The 21,669-nt window shown below is 47.2% G+C and carries 33 protein-coding genes; 32 read left to right on the forward strand and 1 reads right to left on the reverse strand.

Annotation, left to right across the window (positions count from 1 at the left end):
* The first annotated feature begins 100 nt into the window (after nt 1-100).
* Together EPB59_RS00555 and motX are read left to right on the forward strand one after the other, a co-directional pair.
* Complete coding sequence (locus EPB59_RS00555; protein ID WP_000527937.1) at nt 101-1,399, forward strand: adenylosuccinate synthase; 1,299 nt, start codon at nt 101-103, stop codon at nt 1,397-1,399.
* Nucleotides 1,400-1,607: 208 nt separating this feature from the next.
* Complete coding sequence (motX, locus tag EPB59_RS00560; protein WP_055051253.1) at nt 1,608-2,243, forward strand: flagellar protein MotX; 636 nt, start codon at nt 1,608-1,610, stop codon at nt 2,241-2,243.
* Nucleotides 2,244-2,272: 29 nt separating this feature from the next.
* Here motX and EPB59_RS00565 read toward each other — a convergent pair whose 3' ends face one another.
* Nucleotides 2,273-4,102 carry a DUF3413 domain-containing protein gene (locus EPB59_RS00565; protein ID WP_195707020.1) on the reverse strand — a complete coding sequence of 610 codons (1,830 nt, stop codon included), beginning with the start codon at nt 4,100-4,102 and terminating at the stop codon, nt 2,273-2,275.
* A gap of 182 nt (nt 4,103-4,284) precedes the next feature.
* Between EPB59_RS00565 and rnr the strand changes: the two genes are divergently transcribed.
* From rnr to rplQ, 30 genes are all read left to right on the forward strand, one after another.
* Entirely contained in the window at nt 4,285-6,750 is a 2,466-nt protein-coding gene (gene rnr, locus EPB59_RS00570) for a ribonuclease R (protein WP_154171315.1), read from the forward strand.
* Nucleotides 6,751-6,757: 7 nt separating this feature from the next.
* A complete protein-coding gene (gene rlmB, locus EPB59_RS00575; protein WP_000064144.1) occupies nt 6,758-7,498 on the forward strand; it encodes a 23S rRNA (guanosine(2251)-2'-O)-methyltransferase RlmB in 741 nt (246 codons plus the stop codon).
* A 448-nt stretch (nt 7,499-7,946) separates the two neighbouring features.
* Nucleotides 7,947-8,258 (forward strand): 30S ribosomal protein S10, encoded by a 312-nt coding sequence (rpsJ, locus tag EPB59_RS00580; RefSeq protein ID WP_001181007.1) that lies wholly within the window; start codon nt 7,947-7,949, stop codon nt 8,256-8,258.
* 14 nt (nt 8,259-8,272) lie between these two features.
* Nucleotides 8,273-8,902, forward strand: coding sequence for a 50S ribosomal protein L3 (gene rplC, locus EPB59_RS00585; protein ID WP_000579660.1), 630 nt, complete (start codon nt 8,273-8,275; stop codon nt 8,900-8,902).
* A gap of 16 nt (nt 8,903-8,918) precedes the next feature.
* Nucleotides 8,919-9,521 (forward strand): 50S ribosomal protein L4, encoded by a 603-nt coding sequence (gene rplD, locus EPB59_RS00590; protein WP_000422344.1) that lies wholly within the window; start codon nt 8,919-8,921, stop codon nt 9,519-9,521.
* Nucleotides 9,518-9,820 carry a 50S ribosomal protein L23 gene (gene rplW, locus EPB59_RS00595; RefSeq protein WP_000617540.1) on the forward strand — a complete coding sequence of 101 codons (303 nt, stop codon included), beginning with the start codon at nt 9,518-9,520 and terminating at the stop codon, nt 9,818-9,820. The genes rplD and rplW overlap by 4 nt, the downstream gene beginning before the upstream one ends.
* 16 nt (nt 9,821-9,836) lie before the next feature.
* Nucleotides 9,837-10,661, forward strand: coding sequence for a 50S ribosomal protein L2 (gene rplB, locus EPB59_RS00600; RefSeq protein ID WP_001018909.1), 825 nt, complete (start codon nt 9,837-9,839; stop codon nt 10,659-10,661).
* Nucleotides 10,662-10,681: 20 nt separating this feature from the next.
* Nucleotides 10,682-10,960: a 30S ribosomal protein S19 gene (rpsS, locus tag EPB59_RS00605; RefSeq protein ID WP_001138114.1), complete on the forward strand. Its 279-nt coding sequence runs from the start codon at nt 10,682-10,684 to the stop codon at nt 10,958-10,960.
* A 10-nt stretch (nt 10,961-10,970) separates the two neighbouring features.
* A complete protein-coding gene (gene rplV / locus EPB59_RS00610; protein ID WP_000387269.1) occupies nt 10,971-11,303 on the forward strand; it encodes a 50S ribosomal protein L22 in 333 nt (110 codons plus the stop codon).
* A gap of 19 nt (nt 11,304-11,322) precedes the next feature.
* Nucleotides 11,323-12,027 (forward strand): 30S ribosomal protein S3, encoded by a 705-nt coding sequence (rpsC, locus tag EPB59_RS00615; protein WP_000529941.1) that lies wholly within the window; start codon nt 11,323-11,325, stop codon nt 12,025-12,027.
* An 11-nt stretch (nt 12,028-12,038) separates the two neighbouring features.
* Nucleotides 12,039-12,449 carry a 50S ribosomal protein L16 gene (gene rplP / locus EPB59_RS00620; RefSeq protein WP_000941216.1) on the forward strand — a complete coding sequence of 137 codons (411 nt, stop codon included), beginning with the start codon at nt 12,039-12,041 and terminating at the stop codon, nt 12,447-12,449.
* Complete coding sequence (gene rpmC, locus EPB59_RS00625; RefSeq protein WP_000647192.1) at nt 12,449-12,640, forward strand: 50S ribosomal protein L29; 192 nt, start codon at nt 12,449-12,451, stop codon at nt 12,638-12,640. The genes rplP and rpmC overlap by 1 nt, the downstream gene beginning before the upstream one ends.
* Nucleotides 12,640-12,894 (forward strand): 30S ribosomal protein S17, encoded by a 255-nt coding sequence (rpsQ, locus tag EPB59_RS00630; RefSeq protein ID WP_001280802.1) that lies wholly within the window; start codon nt 12,640-12,642, stop codon nt 12,892-12,894. The genes rpmC and rpsQ overlap by 1 nt, the downstream gene beginning before the upstream one ends.
* A 162-nt stretch (nt 12,895-13,056) precedes the next feature.
* The gene (rplN, locus tag EPB59_RS00635) at nt 13,057-13,428 is read left to right on the forward strand and encodes a 50S ribosomal protein L14 (protein WP_000615540.1); all 372 of its coding nucleotides are present in this window, start codon (nt 13,057-13,059) and stop codon (nt 13,426-13,428) included.
* A 12-nt stretch (nt 13,429-13,440) separates the two neighbouring features.
* Nucleotides 13,441-13,758: a 50S ribosomal protein L24 gene (gene rplX, locus EPB59_RS00640; RefSeq protein ID WP_000729176.1), complete on the forward strand. Its 318-nt coding sequence runs from the start codon at nt 13,441-13,443 to the stop codon at nt 13,756-13,758.
* A gap of 24 nt (nt 13,759-13,782) precedes the next feature.
* Nucleotides 13,783-14,322, forward strand: coding sequence for a 50S ribosomal protein L5 (gene rplE, locus EPB59_RS00645; protein ID WP_001096208.1), 540 nt, complete (start codon nt 13,783-13,785; stop codon nt 14,320-14,322).
* Between the two features lie 17 nt (nt 14,323-14,339).
* Nucleotides 14,340-14,645: a 30S ribosomal protein S14 gene (rpsN, locus tag EPB59_RS00650; protein ID WP_001118926.1), complete on the forward strand. Its 306-nt coding sequence runs from the start codon at nt 14,340-14,342 to the stop codon at nt 14,643-14,645.
* A 29-nt stretch (nt 14,646-14,674) separates the two neighbouring features.
* Nucleotides 14,675-15,067: a 30S ribosomal protein S8 gene (gene rpsH / locus EPB59_RS00655; RefSeq protein ID WP_000062614.1), complete on the forward strand. Its 393-nt coding sequence runs from the start codon at nt 14,675-14,677 to the stop codon at nt 15,065-15,067.
* Between the two features lie 14 nt (nt 15,068-15,081).
* Nucleotides 15,082-15,615 carry a 50S ribosomal protein L6 gene (rplF, locus tag EPB59_RS00660; RefSeq protein WP_055051249.1) on the forward strand — a complete coding sequence of 178 codons (534 nt, stop codon included), beginning with the start codon at nt 15,082-15,084 and terminating at the stop codon, nt 15,613-15,615.
* A gap of 9 nt (nt 15,616-15,624) precedes the next feature.
* Nucleotides 15,625-15,978 (forward strand): 50S ribosomal protein L18, encoded by a 354-nt coding sequence (rplR, locus tag EPB59_RS00665; RefSeq protein WP_000358092.1) that lies wholly within the window; start codon nt 15,625-15,627, stop codon nt 15,976-15,978.
* 14 nt (nt 15,979-15,992) lie between these two features.
* Nucleotides 15,993-16,496 (forward strand): 30S ribosomal protein S5, encoded by a 504-nt coding sequence (gene rpsE / locus EPB59_RS00670; RefSeq protein ID WP_001040926.1) that lies wholly within the window; start codon nt 15,993-15,995, stop codon nt 16,494-16,496.
* 7 nt (nt 16,497-16,503) lie between these two features.
* Complete coding sequence (gene rpmD, locus EPB59_RS00675; protein ID WP_000201159.1) at nt 16,504-16,680, forward strand: 50S ribosomal protein L30; 177 nt, start codon at nt 16,504-16,506, stop codon at nt 16,678-16,680.
* A gap of 5 nt (nt 16,681-16,685) precedes the next feature.
* The gene (gene rplO, locus EPB59_RS00680; RefSeq protein WP_000926114.1) at nt 16,686-17,120 is read left to right on the forward strand and encodes a 50S ribosomal protein L15; all 435 of its coding nucleotides are present in this window, start codon (nt 16,686-16,688) and stop codon (nt 17,118-17,120) included.
* A gap of 20 nt (nt 17,121-17,140) precedes the next feature.
* Complete coding sequence (gene secY / locus EPB59_RS00685) at nt 17,141-18,475, forward strand: preprotein translocase subunit SecY (RefSeq protein ID WP_000101597.1); 1,335 nt, start codon at nt 17,141-17,143, stop codon at nt 18,473-18,475.
* A gap of 38 nt (nt 18,476-18,513) precedes the next feature.
* On the forward strand, nt 18,514-18,627 hold the full coding sequence (gene rpmJ / locus EPB59_RS00690; protein WP_000868186.1) for a 50S ribosomal protein L36: 114 nt from the start codon (nt 18,514-18,516) through the stop codon (nt 18,625-18,627).
* A 149-nt stretch (nt 18,628-18,776) separates the two neighbouring features.
* Nucleotides 18,777-19,133: a 30S ribosomal protein S13 gene (gene rpsM, locus EPB59_RS00695; protein WP_154171317.1), complete on the forward strand. Its 357-nt coding sequence runs from the start codon at nt 18,777-18,779 to the stop codon at nt 19,131-19,133.
* Between the two features lie 19 nt (nt 19,134-19,152).
* On the forward strand, nt 19,153-19,542 hold the full coding sequence (gene rpsK / locus EPB59_RS00700; RefSeq protein WP_001118870.1) for a 30S ribosomal protein S11: 390 nt from the start codon (nt 19,153-19,155) through the stop codon (nt 19,540-19,542).
* A gap of 27 nt (nt 19,543-19,569) precedes the next feature.
* A complete protein-coding gene (rpsD, locus tag EPB59_RS00705; protein ID WP_000135214.1) occupies nt 19,570-20,190 on the forward strand; it encodes a 30S ribosomal protein S4 in 621 nt (206 codons plus the stop codon).
* Nucleotides 20,191-20,214: 24 nt separating this feature from the next.
* Entirely contained in the window at nt 20,215-21,207 is a 993-nt protein-coding gene (locus EPB59_RS00710; RefSeq protein ID WP_001162087.1) for a DNA-directed RNA polymerase subunit alpha, read from the forward strand.
* A 26-nt stretch (nt 21,208-21,233) separates the two neighbouring features.
* Complete coding sequence (gene rplQ, locus EPB59_RS00715; protein ID WP_001216360.1) at nt 21,234-21,620, forward strand: 50S ribosomal protein L17; 387 nt, start codon at nt 21,234-21,236, stop codon at nt 21,618-21,620.
* Nucleotides 21,621-21,669 lie beyond the last annotated feature (49 nt).

Raw genomic sequence — 21,669 nt, forward strand, 5'->3', positions numbered from 1 at the left:
CAAAGCCGTTTTATATGAATTTTTCATGCTTAAAAAATGACTGCAAGGATTCAAATTCGGTGCTAGAATCCTTTTTTAACTAGCAATCAGACTTGGAAAGATGGGTAATAACGTTGTCGTTCTTGGCACCCAATGGGGTGACGAAGGTAAAGGTAAAATCGTAGACCTTTTAACTGAAGATGCAAAATACGTGGTTCGCTACCAAGGCGGACACAACGCAGGTCACACACTAGTAATCGACGGTCAAAAAACCGTTCTCCACTTAATTCCATCCGGTATTCTTCGCAATAACGTGAAATGTATCATCGGTAACGGTGTAGTACTTTCACCAGAAGCACTGCTTAAAGAAATGTCTGGTCTTGAAGATCGTGGTGTTCCTGTTCGCGAGCGTCTTTTCATTTCTGAAGCTTGTCCTCTGATCTTGCCATACCACGTTGCTCTTGACCAAGCGCGCGAAGCCGCTCGTGGCAAGAAAGCAATCGGTACTACTGGTCGTGGTATTGGTCCTGCGTACGAAGATAAAGTTGCTCGTCGTGGTCTGCGTGTTGGCGACCTATTCGATATGGCTTCTTTTGCTGAGAAACTGCAAGAAGTGATGGCATTCCATAACTTCCAACTTGAGCACTTCTACAAAGTAGAACCAGTAAGCTACGAAGCGGTACTGGAGCAGGCGAAGGGTTATGCAGAACTCCTGACTTCTATGGTTATTGACGTGACCAACGAACTGGATGCAGCGCGTAAGCGTGGCGACAAAATCATGTTCGAAGGTGCGCAAGGTACACTACTAGATATCGACCACGGTACTTACCCATATGTAACGTCTTCAAACACCACTGCAGGTGGTGTTGCTGCGGGCTCTGGTTTTGGTCCTCGTCACCTAGGTTACATCCTTGGTATTGCGAAAGCCTACTGCACTCGTGTTGGTGCAGGTCCATTCCCAACAGAACTGTTTGACGAAGTGGGCGATCACTTAGGAACTAAAGGCCATGAGTTTGGTGCAACTACAGGTCGTAAGCGTCGTTGTGGTTGGTTTGATGCTGTGGCAATGCGCCGCGCGATCCAAATCAACTCAGTCACCGGCTTCTGCCTGACCAAACTGGACGTTCTTGATGGTCTAAAAGAGATCAAGATCTGTACAGGTTACCAAATGCCTGACGGTTCAATTGCTGAAGTTTCACCAATGGCAGCTGACGCATTTGAAAACGTGACGCCAATTTTCGAAACTATGCCTGGTTGGTCTGAAACGACTTTCGGTGCAAAAACTCTGGCTGAACTGCCACAGACTGCACTGGATTACATCAAGCGTATCGAAGAGCTAACTGGTGTTCCGGTAGACATTATTTCTACTGGCCCTGACCGCAACGAAACGATCATCAAAGTTCACCCATTCAGCGCGTGATCTTGAGATAAAAAACAGTAAGCCGACTCACTGAGTCGGCTTTTTTTTGCCATACTGTTGGTGGTATTTTGTGCGCCTGTGGCAAAAAGTTGCCGCAAAACGATAAACAAGCCTAAAGCGATGGCATGGAATGCCGATATAGAGAGCGAACCGGGTCAACGTGCAATGCGGCACGTCGTGGCTGCCGGTGTTATGTAAGAGTGCAGGTATGAAGCTACGAACGGTAGCCGCTTCCTTATTGCTTGCATGGCACTCCTCATACAATCCTGCTTATGCGGTGGATTTAGGAGAGCCAGTGCCTATCTATTCGGAAGCTGAGCTAATCAAACTGATTGAAGAAAATAAGCATCTTGAGCGCGTAAAAGCCGATAATTGCCAGATCGTGGAAGATATTGTCGCGCGTGCTACGCGTATCAGTCTGCCCTCGTATGAGTTTCTGTATGGCGATATGCTGGCGTGGGGTGTGTGCGTTGATCAGGATGTTGAGCTTGGCCTCTATTATATGGAGAATGCGGCGCATCAAGGTTTGCCTGCGGCATTAGAACAGCTTGGGCGATACTACTCGCGTGGTACGCTAGTTCAACAAGATAAAGAACGGGCGATCCCATATCTGCGTGAAGCGGCGGCTATGGGCAACTTGAATGCACGCATTCAGTTGGCTGAACTGTTATTGCGTGATTACGGTAGCCCGCTCGATTATGAAGATGCGTATCGTTGGTTATATAACTCTGTAACCGCCGATCAGCGTATGCATAATCGCATTGCCCTGCTTCGACAGGGGCTGGAACGCCGCATGCCAGAAAACATCATCGCGCGAGCCAAACGAAGAGAAACGTTCTGGTAACCGATATTTACCAGAACGTAGAGCTACCGCTAACGTAAAAACTGACGCATTTCCTGCAGTGCTTGCATAATTTGCTGACTGGAAATCTGCCGCACCTTCTCTGGTACTAGATCGGCATTTAAGGCCTCCACTCGGCCACTCGGGTAGCTGACCAATATTTCCTTATCACTCACCAAAGCATAGTTAAAATAACTGCCGATAATTGTCCATTCCCTCTGCGGACTTGCATGCCAAAGCGGATACCCTAACGTGAATTCATTAAGTGGGTTTTGAACCCCTAACACGTCTTGCATCAACATGGGTGCCACATCGAGATGGGTAGTTTTATGGGTAAGAACACTCCCTTCCTTCTCTGGAATATAGATATACAGCGGCACATGAATTTGCGCCATGCTGTAGTTGCTGCCATGCCCCCAATAATTTTGCTGATTATCATTAAACTCCTCACCATGGTCAGAAGTGATGATCACGATCGTATTGTTCAGTTCATTGAGGGCTTTTAGCTCATTGAGCACTTTACCGATCAATGAATCTGCGTAATAGAGCGCATTGCGATAGCGATTATGATACGGCTCTGGGTTAAAGTCGTTATTGAGTTTTATGTGATCTACTCGCTCCCAGTATGGCGTAAATGGCGGCGTCATCGTGGATGGAAAATCTGTCGCATGCGCTGAATCGTAAAACAGAAAACCAAAGTAAGGCTGGCTACGATCGCGCTGATTTAAAAAAGTCAGAAAATCTTCAGTGATACGCTCGTCACGCTGTGGCGAATTGCTCCCAGGTGTGACTGTGCGTAGCTGTGGGATGTTACTGAATATTGTTCGGTCAAACGGTGGGCTATTCAATGGCGCCGAGCCGTAAATGGCGAACTGATAGTTCAAATCCACGAGAGTTTGCATCAGCAATGGGCGAGTTTGGCTGGTTTGGAACTTCTCCCAATAAGTGGCAGGCAATCCATAAAACAGACTAAACAGCCCCGCTTGTGTTGAGTTTCCACCACTCAAGTGATGCGTAAAGCGCGTTGCTTGCTGTCCAAAATTTGCAACGTTTGGAGTCACTTCGCGATTGGCATCATCAAAACGCCAAGCATCAATGCCAATCACCAAAATGTTAGGGCGCTGTGCGGGGGGCTCGATGCGCAGTGGGCGCAGAGGGTAGTTTAAAGTGCTACTGGTTGGGGCATGAAAAACCACTTGTTGATTGCGAGCTGTTTGTGCATCGACGACACCCAGTTGATTGAAAAAGCGCTTAGCCGTCAAAGGATAATAGAGCGGCCAATAGTAGCTGTAGCTTGGTATTTCGCTGTCATATGTGGCATCTTTCCACGCATGAATCATCTGGCTGCTGATCAGTGCCAGTAGCCACAGGCTACAGACAGCGCCAATTAAGCGCGGACTTTGGATATGTTGTGCCAGCTTCATGATAAGCCACTGTGCAAAACCAATAACCAGTACGATCAGGCTAGCGATAACCAACGTGTACCAAGAAACACTGATCACTTGCTGTCCGCCATGCAGTAGCAGATCCCACACAAAGCCACTTAGATGAAAACGGTACTGCTGATACACTTCAATATCGACCATCAACAAAATACTGATGGCCCAAGAAGCTAGAAAAACAATACCATGCAGCAGCCGACTCGGTAGCCAAACCAGAGCGAGTGAACTGAGCGTGATGGCAAAAGCAAAGAGACCAAACCACCCAAATTGAGTGGTTAAGAGATAACTATACGCCGTTGTGTTGCCTGCGCTGACCTCCATCCATTTCAGATAAGGTAGACCTAAAAAGCTTAATAAAACGGCATTCAAAATAAAGTGACTAAAAAGCCACTGAATATTCTTTTTTATCATCAATAACATGTGGAATCCCCGTAGCAAATGGGATTGGTTGGACAGCAAAATCGTTGCAAATAATAACTTAAAAGTTGACTCAAGTCACATTACCTAGAATGATGAACTGGTTCTGTGCGTTGTCATTAGTTGTTCGTAGTGACAACGCAGTAGGATATAACTAACACCTTCCTAGATAAGCAGGTCTGCCTATGTCTGATACCACACATCTTGATCCTTTCGCTGATCGCGAAGCCGACAATTATGACAATCCAATTCCGAGTCGTGAGTACATTCTCGAATTTTTAACCCAAGCCAATGTTCCCATGAATCGCAACGATATGTTCGAAGCCCTGAAACTCGAGGGTGAAGAGCAATATGAAGGGTTGCGTCGTCGCTTACGAGCAATGGAACGAGATGGACAACTGGTGTTCACACGCCGCCAATGCTATGCCTTGCCAGAAAAGTTAGAAATGGTGAAAGGCTATGTGATTGGCCACAAAGATGGCCATGGCTGGGTACGTCCAGAAGGAAGCCTCAATAAAGAAGGCGATATCCTGTTACCTCATCATCAGATGCGTACGCTAATCCATGGTGATTATGTATTAGTGCAACCAAGCGGTACCGATAAACGTGGCCGCAAAGAGGGGCGTCTGGTACGCATTTTAGAAGAGCGCAATGGCCAAATTGTTGGGCGTTTCTTCTTTGAATATGGCTATTCGTACGTGGTGCCGGATGACTCACGTATTCACCATGACATTTTGATCCCAAATGACTTGCGTGCCGGAGCACGCATGGGCAATGTGGTGGTGATTGAAATTACTGATCGTGGCACGCGCAATCGCGGCATGATGGGTAAAGTGGTTGAAGTACTTGGCGAAAATATGGCGCCGGGTATGGAAACACAAATTGCGATTCGCACTCACCAAATTCCTCATGAATGGCCAGCAGAAGTTGAACAGCAAGTTGCAGGGCTAGGCGAAGAAGTGCCTGAAGAAGCCAAGCAAGGTCGTGTCGATCTGCGCGCTTTGCCATTGGTGACGATTGATGGTGAAGATGCCCGCGACTTCGATGATGCGGTGTATTGTGAAGCGAAAAAAGGTGGCGGCTGGCGTTTATGGGTGGCGATTGCCGATGTGAGTTATTATGTACGACCTGATACGGCTCTGGATAAAGAGGCGATCAATCGCGGTAACTCGGTTTACTTCCCATCGCAAGTTGTCCCAATGCTGCCTGAAGTGCTGTCGAACGGCCTCTGTTCACTCAACCCACAAGTGGATCGCTTGTGTATGGTGTGTGAAATGACGGTATCGGAAACGGGTAAACTTTCTGGCTACAAGCATTATGAAGCAGTGATGAACTCACACGCTCGTCTGACTTACACCAAAGTGCACGAAATCCTCGAAGGGGATGAAGAGCTGCGTGAGCGCTATAAAGAGCTGGTTCCGCATCTTGAAGAGCTGCATAGAATGTATCAAGTGCTCAAAGGTGCGCGTGATGAGCGTGGCGCGATTGAGTTTGAAACCGTCGAAACCAAATTCATCTTCAATGCTGAGCGTAAAATTGAAAGCATTGAACCGGTGATCCGTAACGATGCTCACAAGCTGATTGAAGAGTGTATGATCCTCGCCAACATTGCCTCTGCCTCTTTGGTGGAGAAAGCGAAAGAAGCGGCGTTGTACCGAGTCCATGAGCCACCAGGTGAAGAACGTCTCACTGGCTTCCGTGATTTCCTCGGTGAGTTAGGGCTGGATCTCTCTGGTGGACTTGAGCCGTCACCGACCGATTACGCGAATCTGATGAAACAAATCGGGGAGCGTCCGGACAAAGAACTGATCCAAACCATGCTGCTGCGCTCCATGAAGCAAGCGGTGTATAACGCGGATAACGCGGGTCACTTTGGCTTGGCGTTGAAACGTTACGCGCACTTTACTTCGCCAATCCGTCGTTATCCGGATTTGCTGCTACATCGTGCGATCAAATACTTGATTGCTAAGCATGAAGGACGTAACCAAGACCGTTGGACACCCACAGGTGGTTACCACTATTCCTTCGATGATATGGATTTCTACGGCGAGCAGTGTTCCATGACCGAGCGCCGAGCGGATGATGCGACGCGCGAAGTGTCTGATTGGCTCAAATGTGAGTACATGCAAGACCATGTGGGTGAAGAGCTTGAAGGTGTGGTCGCTAACGTGACCAGTTTCGGTTTCTTCGTTCGCCTGACTGAGCTGCATATTGATGGCTTGGTGCATATTTCGACTTTGGCCAACGATTACTACCACTACGATCCGATCGGACAGCGTCTGGTTGGTGAAAGCTTTGGTGCCATCTACCGCCTTGGTGATGCAGTGAAAGTAAAAGTGTTAGCGGTAAACCTTGATGATCGCCAAATTGACTTTGAATTGGTTGAAACAAGTCGTAAGCTACGCGGCCAAGGCAAAACGGCTAAGAAACGTGCCGAAGAAGCCAGAGCCAAAGCGCAAGGCAAAAAAGAGGCTGCAACCAAAGGCGGCCGTGGCAAAGCGCCAGTGAAGTCAGAGGCGAAACCTCAGGTAGAAGTGACACGCTACCCAGATGGCGAAGGTCGGAGTAAACCGAAAAAGACTAAAGCGCCGAAAAAACGCAAAGACCAAGCTCGTAAGAAAACCAGTAAAGCACGAGATAAAACCAAATAGGTAAAACATGAGTAACGAATTGATTTATGGCATCCACGCAGTGAACGCGGTGTTACAACGCGATCCCGCGCGTTTTGTCGAAGCGTATGTGCTAAAAGGTCGTCAGGATGATCGCCTGCTACCTGTGCTCAATGAACTGATGCGTCTTGGTGTTTCAATTCAAGAGATGAGCCGTAAAGCGCTGGATGACAAAGCGGAAGGCGCAAACCATCAAGGACTGATTGCCCGTGTTAAACCCGCTCGTCAACTCAATGAAAATGATCTTGACGATATCCTCGCTCAGCATGAACAGCCACTGCTGCTGGTGTTGGACGGAGTCACTGACCCACACAACTTAGGCGCTTGCCTGCGTAATGCCGATGCAGCAGGTGTTGCAGCAGTCATTGTGCCGAAAGATAAATCGGCACCGATGACCGCAACCGTAAGTAAAGTGGCGTGTGGCGCGGCTGAAACCGTACCGCTAGTGCGCGTCACCAACTTAGCGCGCACAATGCGTGCGTTGCAAGAAAAGGGTGTCTGGTTTGTTGGTACCGCCGGTGAAGCTACCCACGACATCTACCAAAGCAAACTGACTGGGCCACTGGCTATCGTGATGGGCGCAGAAGGCGATGGTATGCGTCGCCTAACCCGCGAAACGTGTGATGGACTGATTAAGATCCCGATGGCCGGGAGTGTATCCAGCCTCAACGTTTCAGTAGCTTGTGGTATCTGCTTGTTTGAAGCAGTGCGTCAGCGCATGGCTAATTAATAAGCTTACGGTGCATACCTCTGATAGCGGGCACGAAAGTGCCCGTTTATTTTTATCTTCTCCCAACCTTATCTATTTCTTCTACCATCTCTCCCGCTACAGCGGCAATTGGATTTAATTCCGTTTATTTTTCAGACATCCCTTGCAACTGAAACTGTGATCGGTATAATGCCCCGCACTGGTTAAGCCAGTTGTGAACCAATGAGCAGCGAGGAGCTGACCCATCTTATTGATAGGTTAGGTAATGTATACTCAGCTTATGTTCGCAGTTAATAAAAATTTAGCTTTCTACTATCTCGCGATAGTTCAGGTTAATCACCTATTAGCTGACAATGCGTCCTAATCTTGGATGCTACGGTTTCACATAAATCAATCGGCATTCACTCGTCTTGACGAGTTTGAGTGGCGATATTGTTTGTGTAATTTTTTAATATTGGAGCTCTGTCTCATGCAGAACCAACGTATCCGTATCCGCCTGAAAGCTTTCGATTACAAACTGATCGATGCTTCTACAGCGGAAATCGTTGAAACAGCTAAGCGCACTGGCGCACAGGTTCGTGGTCCAATCCCACTGCCAACTCGTAAAGAGCGTTTCACTGTTCTTATCTCTCCACACGTTAACAAAGATGCTCGTGATCAGTACGAAATCCGTACTCACAAACGTCTAATCGACATCGTTGAACCAACAGACAAAACTGTTGATGCTCTGATGCGTCTAGACCTTGCTGCGGGCGTTGACGTACAAATTAGCCTAGGTTAAGGGAGATTAGAAGAATGATTGGTCTAATCGGTCGTAAAGTGGGCATGACCCGCGTATTTACTGAAGACGGCGTTTCTATCCCAGTAACTGTTGTTGAAGTTGAAGCAAACCGCGTTTCTCAAGTGAAAACTCTTGAAACTGACGGCTATGCTGCAATCCAAGTAACTGCTGGTTCTAAGAAAGCTAACCGTGTTACTAAGCCAGAAGCTGGTCACTTCGCGAAAGCGGGTGTAGAAGCTGGTCGCGGTCTTTGGGAATTCCGTTTGGAAAACGGTGAAGAGTTTGCAGTAGGTTCTGAACTGACTGTTGAACTGTTCAACGAAGTAAAAAAAGTAGACGTTACTGGTACATCTAAGGGTAAAGGTTTCCAAGGCGCTGTTAAGCGTTGGAACTTCCGTACTCAAGATATGACTCACGGTAACTCATTGTCTCACCGTGCACCGGGTTCAATTGGCCAATGTCAAACTCCAGGTCGCGTGTTCAAAGGCAAAAAAATGGCAGGTCACATGGGTGCTGAGCGTGTAACGACTCAAAACCTAGAGATCGTACGTGTTGACGCTGAGCGCAATCTGCTTCTGATTAAAGGTGCAGTCCCAGGCGCAACTGGCGGTAACGTGATCGTCAAACCAGCTGTTAAAGCGTAACGTCTAGGAGTAAGTAATGGAATTGATGGTTAAAGGTGCTAACGCACTAACTGTTTCCGAAACTACTTTCGGACGTGAGTTCAACGAAGCTCTTGTACACCAAGTAGTTGTTGCTTATGCAGCAGGTGCTCGTCAAGGTACTCGTGCTCAAAAGACACGTTCAGAAGTTTCTGGCGGTGGCGCTAAGCCATGGCGTCAAAAAGGTACTGGCCGTGCACGTGCTGGTACAATCCGTAGCCCAATCTGGCGTACAGGTGGTGTTACTTTTGCTGCGAAACCACAAGATCACAGCCAAAAAGTAAACAAAAAAATGTACCGTGGTGCTATGAAGAGCATTCTGTCTGAGCTAGTTCGTCAAGAGCGTCTAATCGTTGTTGAAAACTTCTCAGTTGAAGCTCCAAAGACCAAAGCTCTGGTAGCTAAGCTAAAAGAACTTGAGCTGAACGATGTTCTCATCGTTACTGGCGAAGTAGACGAGAATCTGTTCTTAGCTGCTCGTAACCTGTACAAAGTTGACGTGCGTGACGTAACTGGTATCGACCCAGTAAGCCTGATCGCATTTGACAAGGTTCTTATGACTGCTGCTGCAGTTAAGCAAGTTGAGGAGATGCTGGCATGATCCGTGAAGAGCGTCTACTAAAAGTTCTACGTGCTCCGCACATCTCTGAAAAAGCAACTATGTCTGCTGAGAAAGCGAACACTATCGTTTTCAAAGTAGCAAAAGATGCAACTAAGAAAGAGATCAAAGCAGCTGTAGAAAAGCTATTTGAAGTTGAAGTTAAGTCTGTAAATACCCTGATCATCAAGGGTAAGACCAAGCGTCAAGGTCTGCGCCAAGGCCGTCGTTCAGACGTGAAAAAAGCGTACGTGACTTTGAATGAAGGTCAAGATCTTGACTTCGTTGGCGGCGCGGAATAACAGGAGTAGTTGAAAAATGGCTATTGTTAAATGTAAGCCGACTTCGGCTGGTCGTCGTCACGTTGTTAAAGTTGTTAACGCTGACCTGCACAAGGGTAAGCCATACGCCCCTCTTCTAGAGAAAAACTCTAAGAACGGTGGTCGTAACAACAACGGTCGTATCACAGTACGTCACATCGGTGGTGGCCACAAGCAACACTACCGTTTGGTTGACTTCAAACGTACTAAAGACGGTATCCCAGCGAAAGTTGAGCGTCTAGAATACGATCCAAACCGTAGCGCAAACATCGCTCTAGTTCTGTACGCAGACGGTGAGCGTCGTTACATCATTGCACCTAAAGGCCTGCGTGCTGGTGACGTTATCCAATCTGGCCCTGATGCGCCGATTAAAGCGGGTAACGCAATGCCGATGCGCAACATCCCAGTTGGTTCAACTATCCACAACGTTGAATTGACTCCAGGAAAAGGTGCACAGCTGGCTCGTTCTGCTGGTGCGTACGCGCAACTAGTCGCTCGTGACGGTGCTTATGTAACTATCCGTCTACGTTCTGGTGAAATGCGTAAAGTGCTGTCTGAAGGCCGTGCAACTATCGGTGAAGTAGGCAACGCTGAGCACATGCTGCGTGAACTAGGTAAAGCTGGTGCAGCGCGCTGGCGTGGTGTTCGTCCAACCGTTCGCGGTGTGGTAATGAACCCGGTTGATCACCCACACGGTGGTGGTGAAGGCCGTACTTCTGGTGGTCGTCACCCAGTATCTCCTTGGGGCGTTCCAACCAAAGGCTACAAGACACGTAGTAACAAACGCACTGACAAGTACATCGTACGTCGTCGTAATAAGTAATCTATTTAAGAGGATAAGCCATGCCACGTTCTCTCAAGAAAGGTCCATTTATTGACCTACACTTGCTGAAGAAGGTAGAGAAAGCGGTGGAAAGCGGAGACAAAAAGCCTATTAAGACTTGGTCCCGTCGTTCAATGATCATTCCAACAATGATCGGTTTGACCATCGCTGTCCATAATGGTCGTCAACACGTTCCAGTTTTCGTAACTGACGAGATGATCGGTCACAAATTGGGCGAATTTGCACCTACTCGTACTTACCGCGGTCACGCTGCGGATAAGAAAGCTAAGAAGAAATAAGGGGTAAATAATGGAAGCTATCGCTAAACATAACTTTGCTCGTATTTCTCCTCAGAAAGCTCGCTTAGTTGCAGACCAAATCCGCGGTAAATCTGTGGATCAAGCGCTAGAACTTCTGACCTTCAGCAACAAAAAAGCGGCTGAACTGGTTAAGAAAGTTCTGGAATCTGCAATCGCGAACGCAGAGCACAACGAAGGTGCAGACATCGACGATCTACGTGTCGCTAAAATCTTCGTAGATGAGGGCCCAGTCATGAAGCGTATTATGCCTCGTGCTAAAGGCCGTGCGGATCGTATCTTGAAGCGTTCAAGCCACATTACTGTGGTTGTCGCAGATCGCTAAGAGACTAGGAGAGTAAGCAATGGGTCAGAAAGTACATCCAAATGGTATTCGTCTAGGCATCGTTAAGCCTTGGAATGCTACATGGTTTGCTAACACCAAAGATTTCGCTGACAACCTAGACGGCGACTTCAAGGTACGTCAATACCTGTCTAAGGAATTGGCAAACGCGTCTCTGTCACGCATCGTTATCGAACGTCCTGCGAAAAGCATCCGTGTGACTATTCACACTGCTCGTCCAGGTGTTGTTATCGGTAAGAAAGGCGAAGACGTTGAAAAACTGCGTGCAGCAGTAGCAAAAATTGCTGGCGTACCAGCGCAAATCAACATCGCTGAAGTACGTAAGCCAGAGCTGGATGGTCAGCTAGTGGCTGATAGCATCGCGTCTCAACTAGAGCGTCGCGTAATGTTCCGTCGTGCTATGAAGCGCGCAGTACAAAACGCAATGCGCCTAGGCGCTAAAGGTATCAAAGTGGAAGTAAGCGGTCGTTTAGGCGGCGCTGAAATCGCTCGTTCAGAGTGGTACCGTGAAGGTCGTGTACCTCTACACACTCTGCGTGCTGACATTGATTACGCAACTTCTTCGGCTCACACCACCTACGGTGTAATCGGCGTTAAAGTCTGGATCTTCAAAGGTGAGATCCTAGGCGGTATGCCAGCAGCAACTGAAGCTGCAGAGCCAAAGGCTGACAAGCCTAACAAGAAGCCGCGTAAAGGCCGTAAGTAAGGAGTCGACAGATGCTACAACCTAAACGTACTAAGTTCCGTAAGGTTCAGACTGGTCGTAACCGTGGTCTCGCGAAAGGCACTGAAGTAAGCTTCGGCTCTTTTGGTCTTAAAGCTATTGGCCGTGGTCGTCTGACTGCTCGTCAAATCGAAGCAGCACGTCGTGCTATGACGCGTCATATCAAGCGTCAAGGTAAAATCTGGATCCGTGTGTTCCCAGACAAGCCAATCACTGAAAAACCACTAGAAGTTCGTCAAGGTAAGGGTAAAGGTAACGTTGAGTACTGGGTAGCCCAAATCCAACCTGGTAAGGTTATGTACGAAGTTGATGGTGTACCTGAAGAATTGGCACGTGAAGCGTTCCGCCTAGCGGCTCGCAAACTGCCATTCAAGACTACATTTGTAACTAAGCAGGTGATGTGATGAAAGCACAAGATCTACGCGAAAAGAGCGTTGAAGAGCTGAACTCTGAGCTACTGAATTTGCTGAAAGAACAGTTCAACTTGCGCATGCAAGCTGCGACTGGTCAACTGCAGCAGACTCATACTCTGAAAGCTGTACGCCGTGATATCGCACGTGTGAAAACTGTTTTGACTGAGAAGGCAGGCGCATAATGAGCGACAAAATTCGTACTCAACTAGGTCGTGTTGTTAGCGACAAGATGGACAAGTCTATCGTTGTTGCTATCGAGCGCATGGTGAAGCACCCTATCTACGGTAAATTCGTTAAGCGCACGACTAAAGTACACGCACATGACGAAAACAACGAGTGTGGCATTGGCGACACTGTTGAAATTCGTGAATGTCGTCCACTGTCTAAGACTAAGTCTTGGACTCTGGTGAAAATTGTAGAAAAAGCGAAGATCTAATCTCCACTCTTTCTCGCAAATCAGGCGGCTCCAATTATTTTTGGAGCCGCTTGTTTTTTGACTACCCAATCAAAAAAAAGGGTGGTACAATTCGCGTCCCTTTAAAGAGGCAGCCCGACCCGAGATGGGTCTAGTTTTTTTAATATTTAGCGGAGCACTAACATGATCCAAATGCAAACTATGCTGGATGCAGCTGATAACTCAGGCGCTCGCAGCGTAATGTGTATTAAGGTTCTGGGTGGCTCTCACCGTCGTTACGCCCACGTTGGCGACATCATCAAAGTTACCGTTAAGGAAGCAATTCCTCGCGGTAAAGTAAAAAAAGGTGATGTATTAAAGGCGGTGGTAGTTCGCACCCGTAAAGGCGTACGTCGTCCAGACGGTTCTGTCATTCGCTTCGACCGTAATGCTTGCGTTCTGTTGAACAACAACAGTGAGCAACCTATCGGTACACGTATCTTTGGTCCAGTGACTCGTGAACTTCGTAATGCGAAATTCATGAAGATTGTATCACTGGCTCCAGAAGTTCTGTAAGGAGCGGCAACAATGGCAGCTAAAATCCGTCAAAATGACGAAGTAATCGTTCTTGCTGGGAAAGACAAAGGCAAGAAAGGTAAAGTAACTAAGGTTCTGGCAACTGGTAAAGTTATCGTTGAAGGTATCAATCTAGTTAAGAAACATCAGAAACCTGTTCCTGCAATGGGTGTCCAAGGTGGCATCGTTGAGCAAGAAGCAGCGATCGACGTTTCTAACATTGCGATTTTCAACGCAGCAACTGGTAAAGCAGACCGCATCGGTTTCCGTTTCGAAGATGGTAAGAAAGTTCGTTTCTTTAAATCTAACAACGAAATCGTTTCTAACTAATTAGAAGTAATTTGGAGTTCTACTATGGCGAAACTGCATGATTACTACAAGTCGTCTGTAGTCGCTGAGCTGACCAAACAGTTCAGTTACACAAGCGTCATGCAAGTCCCTAGAATTGAGAAAATCACCCTCAATATGGGCGTTGGTGAAGCAATCAACGATAAGAAACTACTGGAAAATGCTGCGTCTGATATGGCGATCATCTCTGGCCAAAAGCCACTGATCACTAAAGCGCGCAAATCTGTAGCTGGTTTCAAAATTCGTGAAGGCTACCCAATTGGTTGTAAAGTAACCTTGCGTGGCGAGCGCATGTGGGATTTCTTGGAGCGTTTGATTTCTATCGCTCTACCACGTGTACGTGACTTCCGCGGTGTTAACGGCAAGTCTTTTGACGGTCGCGGTAACTACAGCATGGGCGTTCGCGAGCAAATCATCTTTCCGGAAATCGACTACGATAAAGTCGATCGTGTACGCGGTCTTGATATCACTATCACGACTACCGCTGGTACCGATGAGGAAGGCCGTGCTCTGCTGGCTGCCTTTAACTTCCCATTCCGTAAGTAAGGTGAAGGGTTACTGTTATGGCTAAACAATCAATGAAAGCACGTGAAGAAAAACGTGCGAAGCTGGTAGCTCAGTTCGCTGAAAAGCGTGCAACTCTGAAAGCTATCATCAGCGATGTAAACGCATCTGAAGAAGATCGTTGGAACGCGGTTCTTAAACTGCAATCTCTTCCACGTGATTCAAGTCGTTCTCGTCAGCGTAACCGTTGCAACCAAACTGGTCGCCCACACGGTTTCCTACGTAAGTTCGGTCTAAGCCGTATTAAAGTTCGTGAAGCTTGCATGAAAGGCGAGATTCCAGGACTTCGTAAGGCTAGCTGGTAATTGCCACTTAATCATTTGGAGTAAAGTTTATGAGCATGCAAGATCCGATTTCGGATATGCTGACCCGCATTCGTAACGGTCAGGCAGCAAACAAAGTTGCTGTAAAAATGCCTTCTTCAAAGCTGAAAGTTGCAATTGCTGCACTTCTGAAAGCAGAAGGTTATATCGCTGATTTCGCTGTTGAAGGCGAAGTGAAAGCAGAGCTGGAAATCACTCTTAAGTATTTCCAAGCAAAACCAGTAATCGAGCAAATCAAACGCGTTTCTCGTCCAGGTCTTCGTGTTTACAAGAAGAAAGACGAGCTGCCATCTGTAATGGGTGGTCTAGGCGTTGCTGTCGTTTCCACTTCCAAGGGTCTGATGTCAGACCGCGCTGCTCGTAAAGCAGGTCTTGGCGGTGAAATCATTTGCTACGTAGCATAATTAAGGAGTAGAACATGTCTCGTGTTGCTAAAGCACCTGTCGCTATTCCAGCTGGCGTAGAGGTGAAACTGAACGGCCAAGAGATCACTATCAAAGGTGCTAAAGGCGAATTAACTCGCTCTTTCCACAATGGTGTAGTGATCGCACAAGAAGACAACCAACTGACTTTTGGTCCACGTGAAGGCGTAGCCAATGCATGGGCACAAGCAGGTACTGCACGTGCTCTTGTTAAGAATATGGTTGTTGGTGTTACTGAAGGCTTTACTAAGAAACTCGTACTGAAGGGTGTTGGTTACCGTGCTGCTATGAAAGGCAACGCTGTAGGCCTGACTCTGGGTTTCTCTCACCCTGTTGAGCACGAGCTGCCAGCGGGTGTTAAAGCAGAATGTCCAAGCCAAACTGAAATTGTCCTAACTGGTTGCGACAAGCAAGTAGTTGGTCAAGTTGCGGCTGACATTCGTTCTTACCGCGCGCCTGAGCCTTACAAAGGCAAAGGTATTCGTTACGCAGATGAAAATGTGCGTAGTAAAGAAGCTAAGAAGAAGTAAGGTAACACTATGGATAAGAAAGCATCTCGCATCCGTCGTGCTACACGTGCACGTCGTAAGATTGCAGAACTGGGTGCAACTCGCCTAGTAGTACACCGTACTCCTCGTCATGTGTACGCACAAGTGATTGCAGCTAATGGCTCTGAGGTTATCGCCGCCGCTTCTACTGTAGAAAAAGCGATCCGTGAGCAAGTGAAATACACCGGTAACATCGATGCAGCGAAAGCAGTGGGTAAAGCTGTTGCAGAGCGCGCACTTGAAAAAGGCGTAACTGTAGTTGCGTTTGATCGTTCTGGTTTCCAATACCACGGTCGAGTAGCAGCGCTAGCAGATTCTGCTCGCGAAGCTGGTCTGAAATTCTAAGGTAGGGTTGGAAGATGGCTAAAGAACAACAAGTTCAAGCGAATGATTTGCAAGAAAAATTAATCGCAGTTAACCGCGTTTCTAAAACGGTTAAAGGTGGTCGAATCATGAGCTTTACTGCACTGACTGTAGTTGGTGACGGTAACGGTCGTGTAGGTTTCGGTTACGGTAAAGCCCGTGAAGTACCTGCTGCGATCCAAAAAGCAATGGAAAAAGCACGTCGTAGCATGGTTACGATCGCGCTGAACGAAGGTACTCTTCACCACCCAGTGAAAGGTCGCCATTCGGGCTCTAAAGTTTACATGCAGCCTGCTGCAGAAGGTACTGGTGTAATCGCAGGTGGTGCGATGCGTGCAGTACTTGAAGTTGCTGGTGTACACAACGTTTTATCTAAAGCGTACGGCTCTACTAACCCAATCAACATCGTTCGTGCAACGATTGATGCGCTAGTAGACGTTAAGTCACCAGAAATGGTTGCTGCTAAACGTGGTCTAACTGTTGAAGCGATTTCGGAGTAAGAACACAATGGCAACTATTAAAGTAACTCAAACTAAAAGCTCAATTGGTCGCCTGCCAAAGCATAAAGCTACACTGCGCGGTTTAGGCCTTCGTAAAATCAACCACACAGTAGAACTTGAAGATACGCCATGTGTTCGTGGCATGATCAACAAGGTTTACTACATGGTTAAAGTTGAGGAGTAATCATAATGCTATTGAATACTCTATCACCGGCTGCGGGTTCTAAACATGCTCCTAAGCGTTTAGGTCGTGGTGTCGGTTCAGGCCTTGGTAAAACAGGTGGCCGTGGTCACAAAGGTCAAAAGTCACGTTCTGGCGGCAAAGTACGTCCAGGTTTTGAAGGCGGTCAAATGCCTCTGAAACAGCGTCTACCAAAATTCGGTTTCACTTCTCGTAAGAGCTTTGTGTCTGCTGAAATTCGTCTGTCTGAACTGGCGAAAGTAACTGGTGACGTAGTTGATCTGAACGCTCTGAAAGCGGCAAACCTTGTTACTAAAAACATTGAGTTTGCAAAAATCGTTCTTTCTGGCGAGATTAACAAAGCAGTGACTGTAAAAGGTCTGCGCGTGACTAAAGGCGCTAAAGCTGCAATCGAAGCTGCAGGCGGTAAAATCGAGGAATAATCTCGAGGATTGAGGTACAGATGGCTAGAAAACCAGGACAAGATTTTCGTAGTGCTCAGAGCGGCTTAAGTGAACTGAAGTCGCGCTTATTCTTCGTAATTGGTGCACTTTTAGTATTCCGAGCCGGCTCTTTTGTGCCGATTCCTGGTATTGACGCTGCTGTACTTGCCGATTTGTTCGAACAGCAAAAAGGCACCATCATTGAAATGTTTAATATGTTCTCTGGTGGTGCTCTTTCGCGTGCATCTATATTCGCACTGGGCATCATGCCGTATATTTCGGCATCAATTGTTGTTCAGTTGTTGACTGTAGTTCATCCAGCGTTAGCGGAACTCAAGAAAGAGGGTGAAGCAGGCCGTCGTAAGATCAGCCAATATACGCGCTACGGCACGCTTGTACTTGCAACATTCCAAGCAATTGGTATAGCAACAGGCTTACCAAACATGGTCAACAATCTGGTCGTTATCGACCAAACCATGTTTACCCTGATTGCAACCGTGAGTTTAGTAACCGGTACCATGTTCCTAATGTGGTTAGGTGAACAAATTACAGAGCGTGGAATTGGAAATGGTATTTCGATACTAATTTTCGCAGGTATTGTTGCTGGATTGCCTAAAGCAATCGGTCAAACAATCGAGCAAGCGCGTCAAGGTGAACTGCATGTACTTCTTCTGCTGTTAATCGCAGTGCTCGCTTTTGCTGTGATTTACTTCGTTGTTTTCATGGAGCGTGGTCAACGTCGTATCGTTGTCAATTACGCGAAGCGTCAACAAGGTCGTAAAGTGTTCGCAGCACAAAGCACTCACTTGCCGTTGAAAATCAACATGGCTGGTGTGATTCCTGCGATTTTTGCGTCAAGCATTATCCTGTTCCCAGGAACATTGGCGCAGTGGTTTGGTCAGAACGGTGAAAGCAGCACATTCGGTTGGCTAACTGATGTGTCTTTGGCTTTGAGCCCAGGCCAGCCTCTGTATGTAATGCTTTATGCAGCGGCGATTATCTTCTTCTGTTTCTTCTATACCGCGTTGGTATTTAACCCGCGTGAAACAGCAGATAACTTGAAGAAGTCTGGTGCATTCGTACCCGGTATCCGCCCAGGTGAACAGACAGCGAAATACATTGATAAAGTAATGACACGTTTAACCCTCGCGGGCGCACTGTATATTACTTTTATCTGTCTGATCCCTGAGTTCATGATGGTCGCGTGGAACGTACGTTTCTACTTTGGCGGCACATCACTACTGATTGTAGTTGTCGTGATCATGGACTTTATGGCACAGGTACAGACCCATTTGATGTCTCATCAGTATGAGTCTGTGTTGAAAAAAGCAAATCTGAAAGGCTACGGCCGTTAATACGGCAGGCAGTTCAGATAGATTTACGGAGTTTAGCAATGAAAGTTCGTGCTTCCGTTAAAAAAATCTGCCGTAACTGTAAAGTTATCAAGCGTAACGGTGTCGTTCGCGTGATTTGCAGTGAGCCAAAGCACAAGCAGCGCCAAGGCTAATTAGCAGAAATTTTTTACTTGAAAATTAAGGTAGTGTCGAGTATATTCCTCGGCCTACCTTTTGCGTGCAAAAGAAGTAGTATACCGCAACGTATCCTCGACGGGCTTTGTTGCGGGTAATTCTTTGATGAAAGTACTAGGAGTGCATAGTGGCCCGTATAGCAGGCATTAACATTCCTGATCATAAACACGCTGTAATCGCTCTAACGGCGATCTACGGTATCGGTAAAACCCGTTCAAAAGCTATCTTAGCTGACCTGGGTATTACTGAAAGTGTTAAGATCAGTGAACTAACTGAAGAGCAGATCGATCAACTGCGTGATGGTGTAGCTAAGTACACTGTAGAGGGTGATCTACGTCGTGAAGTTTCCATGAACATCAAGCGCCTAATGGATCTTGGTTGTTACCGTGGTCTTCGTCATCGTCGCAGTCTACCACTACGTGGACAGCGTACTAAAACCAACGCTCGCACCCGTAAGGGTCCGCGTAAGCCGATCAAGAAATAATCGGGAAGGGTAGAGTACAATGGCTAAACAACCAACTCGCGCACGTAAGCGTGTACGCAAGCAAGTTGCTGATGGCGTAGCGCATATCCACGCATCTTTCAACAACACAATCGTAACCATTACGGACCGTCAAGGTAATGCTCTTGCTTGGGCTACCGCTGGTGGTTCTGGTTTCCGCGGTTCTCGTAAGTCTACTCCGTTCGCTGCACAGGTTGCTGCTGAGCGTTGTGCTGAAATGGCTAAAGAATACGGCCTAAAGAACCTAGAGGTTATGGTTAAGGGTCCTGGTCCAGGTCGTGAATCTACTGTTCGCGCTCTGAATGCAGCTGGTTTCCGTATCACGAACATCGTTGATGCTACACCAATCCCTCATAACGGTTGTCGTCCACCGAAGAAACGTCGCGTTTAACGTTTCTAGGAAGATTGGAGAAAGATCATGGCAAGATATTTGGGTCCTAAGCTGAAGCTTAGCCGCCGCGAAGGTACTGACTTGTTCCTTAAGTCAGGCGTTCGTGCGATTGATACCAAGTGTAAAATTGATAACGCACCAGGCGTACACGGCGCTCGTCGCGGTCGTCTGTCTGAATATGGCGTTCAGCTTCGTGAGAAGCAAAAAGTTCGTCGTATCTATGGCGTTTTAGAAAAACAATTCCGTAACTACTACAAAGAAGCTGCTCGCCTGAAAGGCAACACAGGTGAAAACCTGCTTCAGCTTCTGGAAGGTCGTCTGGATAACGTAGTTTACCGTATGGGTTTTGGTGCGACTCGCGCTGAAGCACGTCAGCTGGTTAGCCACAAAGCTATCCTAGTGAACGGTAAAGTAGTAAACGTTCCTTCTTTCAATGTTGCGGCTAACGACGTTGTTGCAATTCGTGAGAAAGCGAAAAAGCAATCTCGCATCAAAGCAGCTCTAGAAGTTGCTGAACAACGCGAAAAACCAACTTGGATTGAAGTCGATGTAAACACGATGGAAGGTACATTCAAGCGTCTGCCTGAGCGTTCTGATCTGTCTGCTGACATCAACGAACAATTGATCGTCGAGCTTTACTCTAAGTAAGGTTTAAACTAAAGAGAGGACACAATGCAGGGTTCTGTAACAGAATTTCTTAAGCCACGTCTTGTTGATATCGAACAAATCAGCACGACACACGCAAAAGTAACTCTTGAGCCGTTAGAGCGTGGTTTCGGCCATACTCTGGGTAATGCACTTCGCCGTATTCTTTTATCTTCAATGCCAGGTTGTGCTGTGACTGAAGTAGAGATTGAAGGCGTTCTTCACGAGTACAGCACCAAAGAAGGTGTTCAGGAAGATATCCTTGAGATTCTTTTGAACCTGAAAGGTCTGGCTGTTCGCGTTGCCGAAGGCAAAGATGAAGTGTTCATTACACTGAACAAATCAGGCTCGGGCCCTGTGGTTGCAGGTGACATCACCCATGACGGTGATGTAGAGATCGTAAACCCTGAACACGTAATTTGTCATTTAACATCTGACAATGCTGCGATCGCTATGCGTATCAAAGTAGAACGTGGTCGTGGTTATGTTCCAGCTTCTGCCCGTATCCATACTGAAGAAGATGAGCGTCCAATTGGTCGTTTGCTTGTTGACGCGACTTTCAGCCCAGTAGACAAAATTGCCTACTCTGTTGAAGCAGCTCGTGTTGAACAGCGTACTGACTTGGACAAGCTTGTTATCGATATGGAAACTAACGGTACTCTTGAGCCTGAGGAAGCAATCCGTCGCGCAGCAACAATTCTTGCTGAGCAATTGGATGCGTTCGTAGATCTTCGTGATGTACGTGTACCTGAGGAGAAGGAAGAGAAGCCAGAATTCGATCCGATCCTACTGCGTCCTGTAGACGATCTTGAACTAACAGTTCGCTCTGCTAACTGTCTGAAAGCAGAAGCGATTCACTACATCGGTGATCTGGTACAGCGCACTGAGGTTGAGCTTCTTAAAACGCCAAACCTCGGTAAGAAGTCTCTTACAGAGATTAAAGACGTGCTTGCATCACGTGGTCTGTCTCTGGGCATGCGTCTAGAAAACTGGCCACCAGCGTCAATCGCTGAAGATTAATCGATATTAGTTAGAAGGATTAGGTCATGCGCCATCGTAAGAGTGGTCGTCAACTCAACCGCAACAGCAGTCATCGCAAAGCGATGTTCAGCAACATGGCTAGCTCTCTAGTACGTCATGAAGTTATCAAGACTACTTTGCCAAAAGCGAAAGAGCTGCGTCGCGTCGTTGAGCCTTTGATTACACTAGCTAAGACTGACAGTGTTGCTAACCGTCGTCTAGCATTTGCTCGCACTCGTGATAACGAAGTGGTAGCAAAACTGTTTAACGAACTAGGTCCACGTTTCGCTGCACGTCAAGGCGGCTACACTCGTATTCTGAAGTGTGGTTTCCGTGCAGGTGATAAAGCTCCAATGGCATACATTGAGCTTGTTGATCGCCCAGAAGCTGCTGTTGAAGCTGCTGCTGAGTAATCAGTTCGTCATGCAATAAAAGAGCCGGGCTAGCCCGGCTTTTTTATTT

Source organism: Vibrio metoecus, from assembly GCF_009665255.1.
GTDB classification, from domain to species: domain Bacteria; phylum Pseudomonadota; class Gammaproteobacteria; order Enterobacterales; family Vibrionaceae; genus Vibrio; species Vibrio metoecus_B.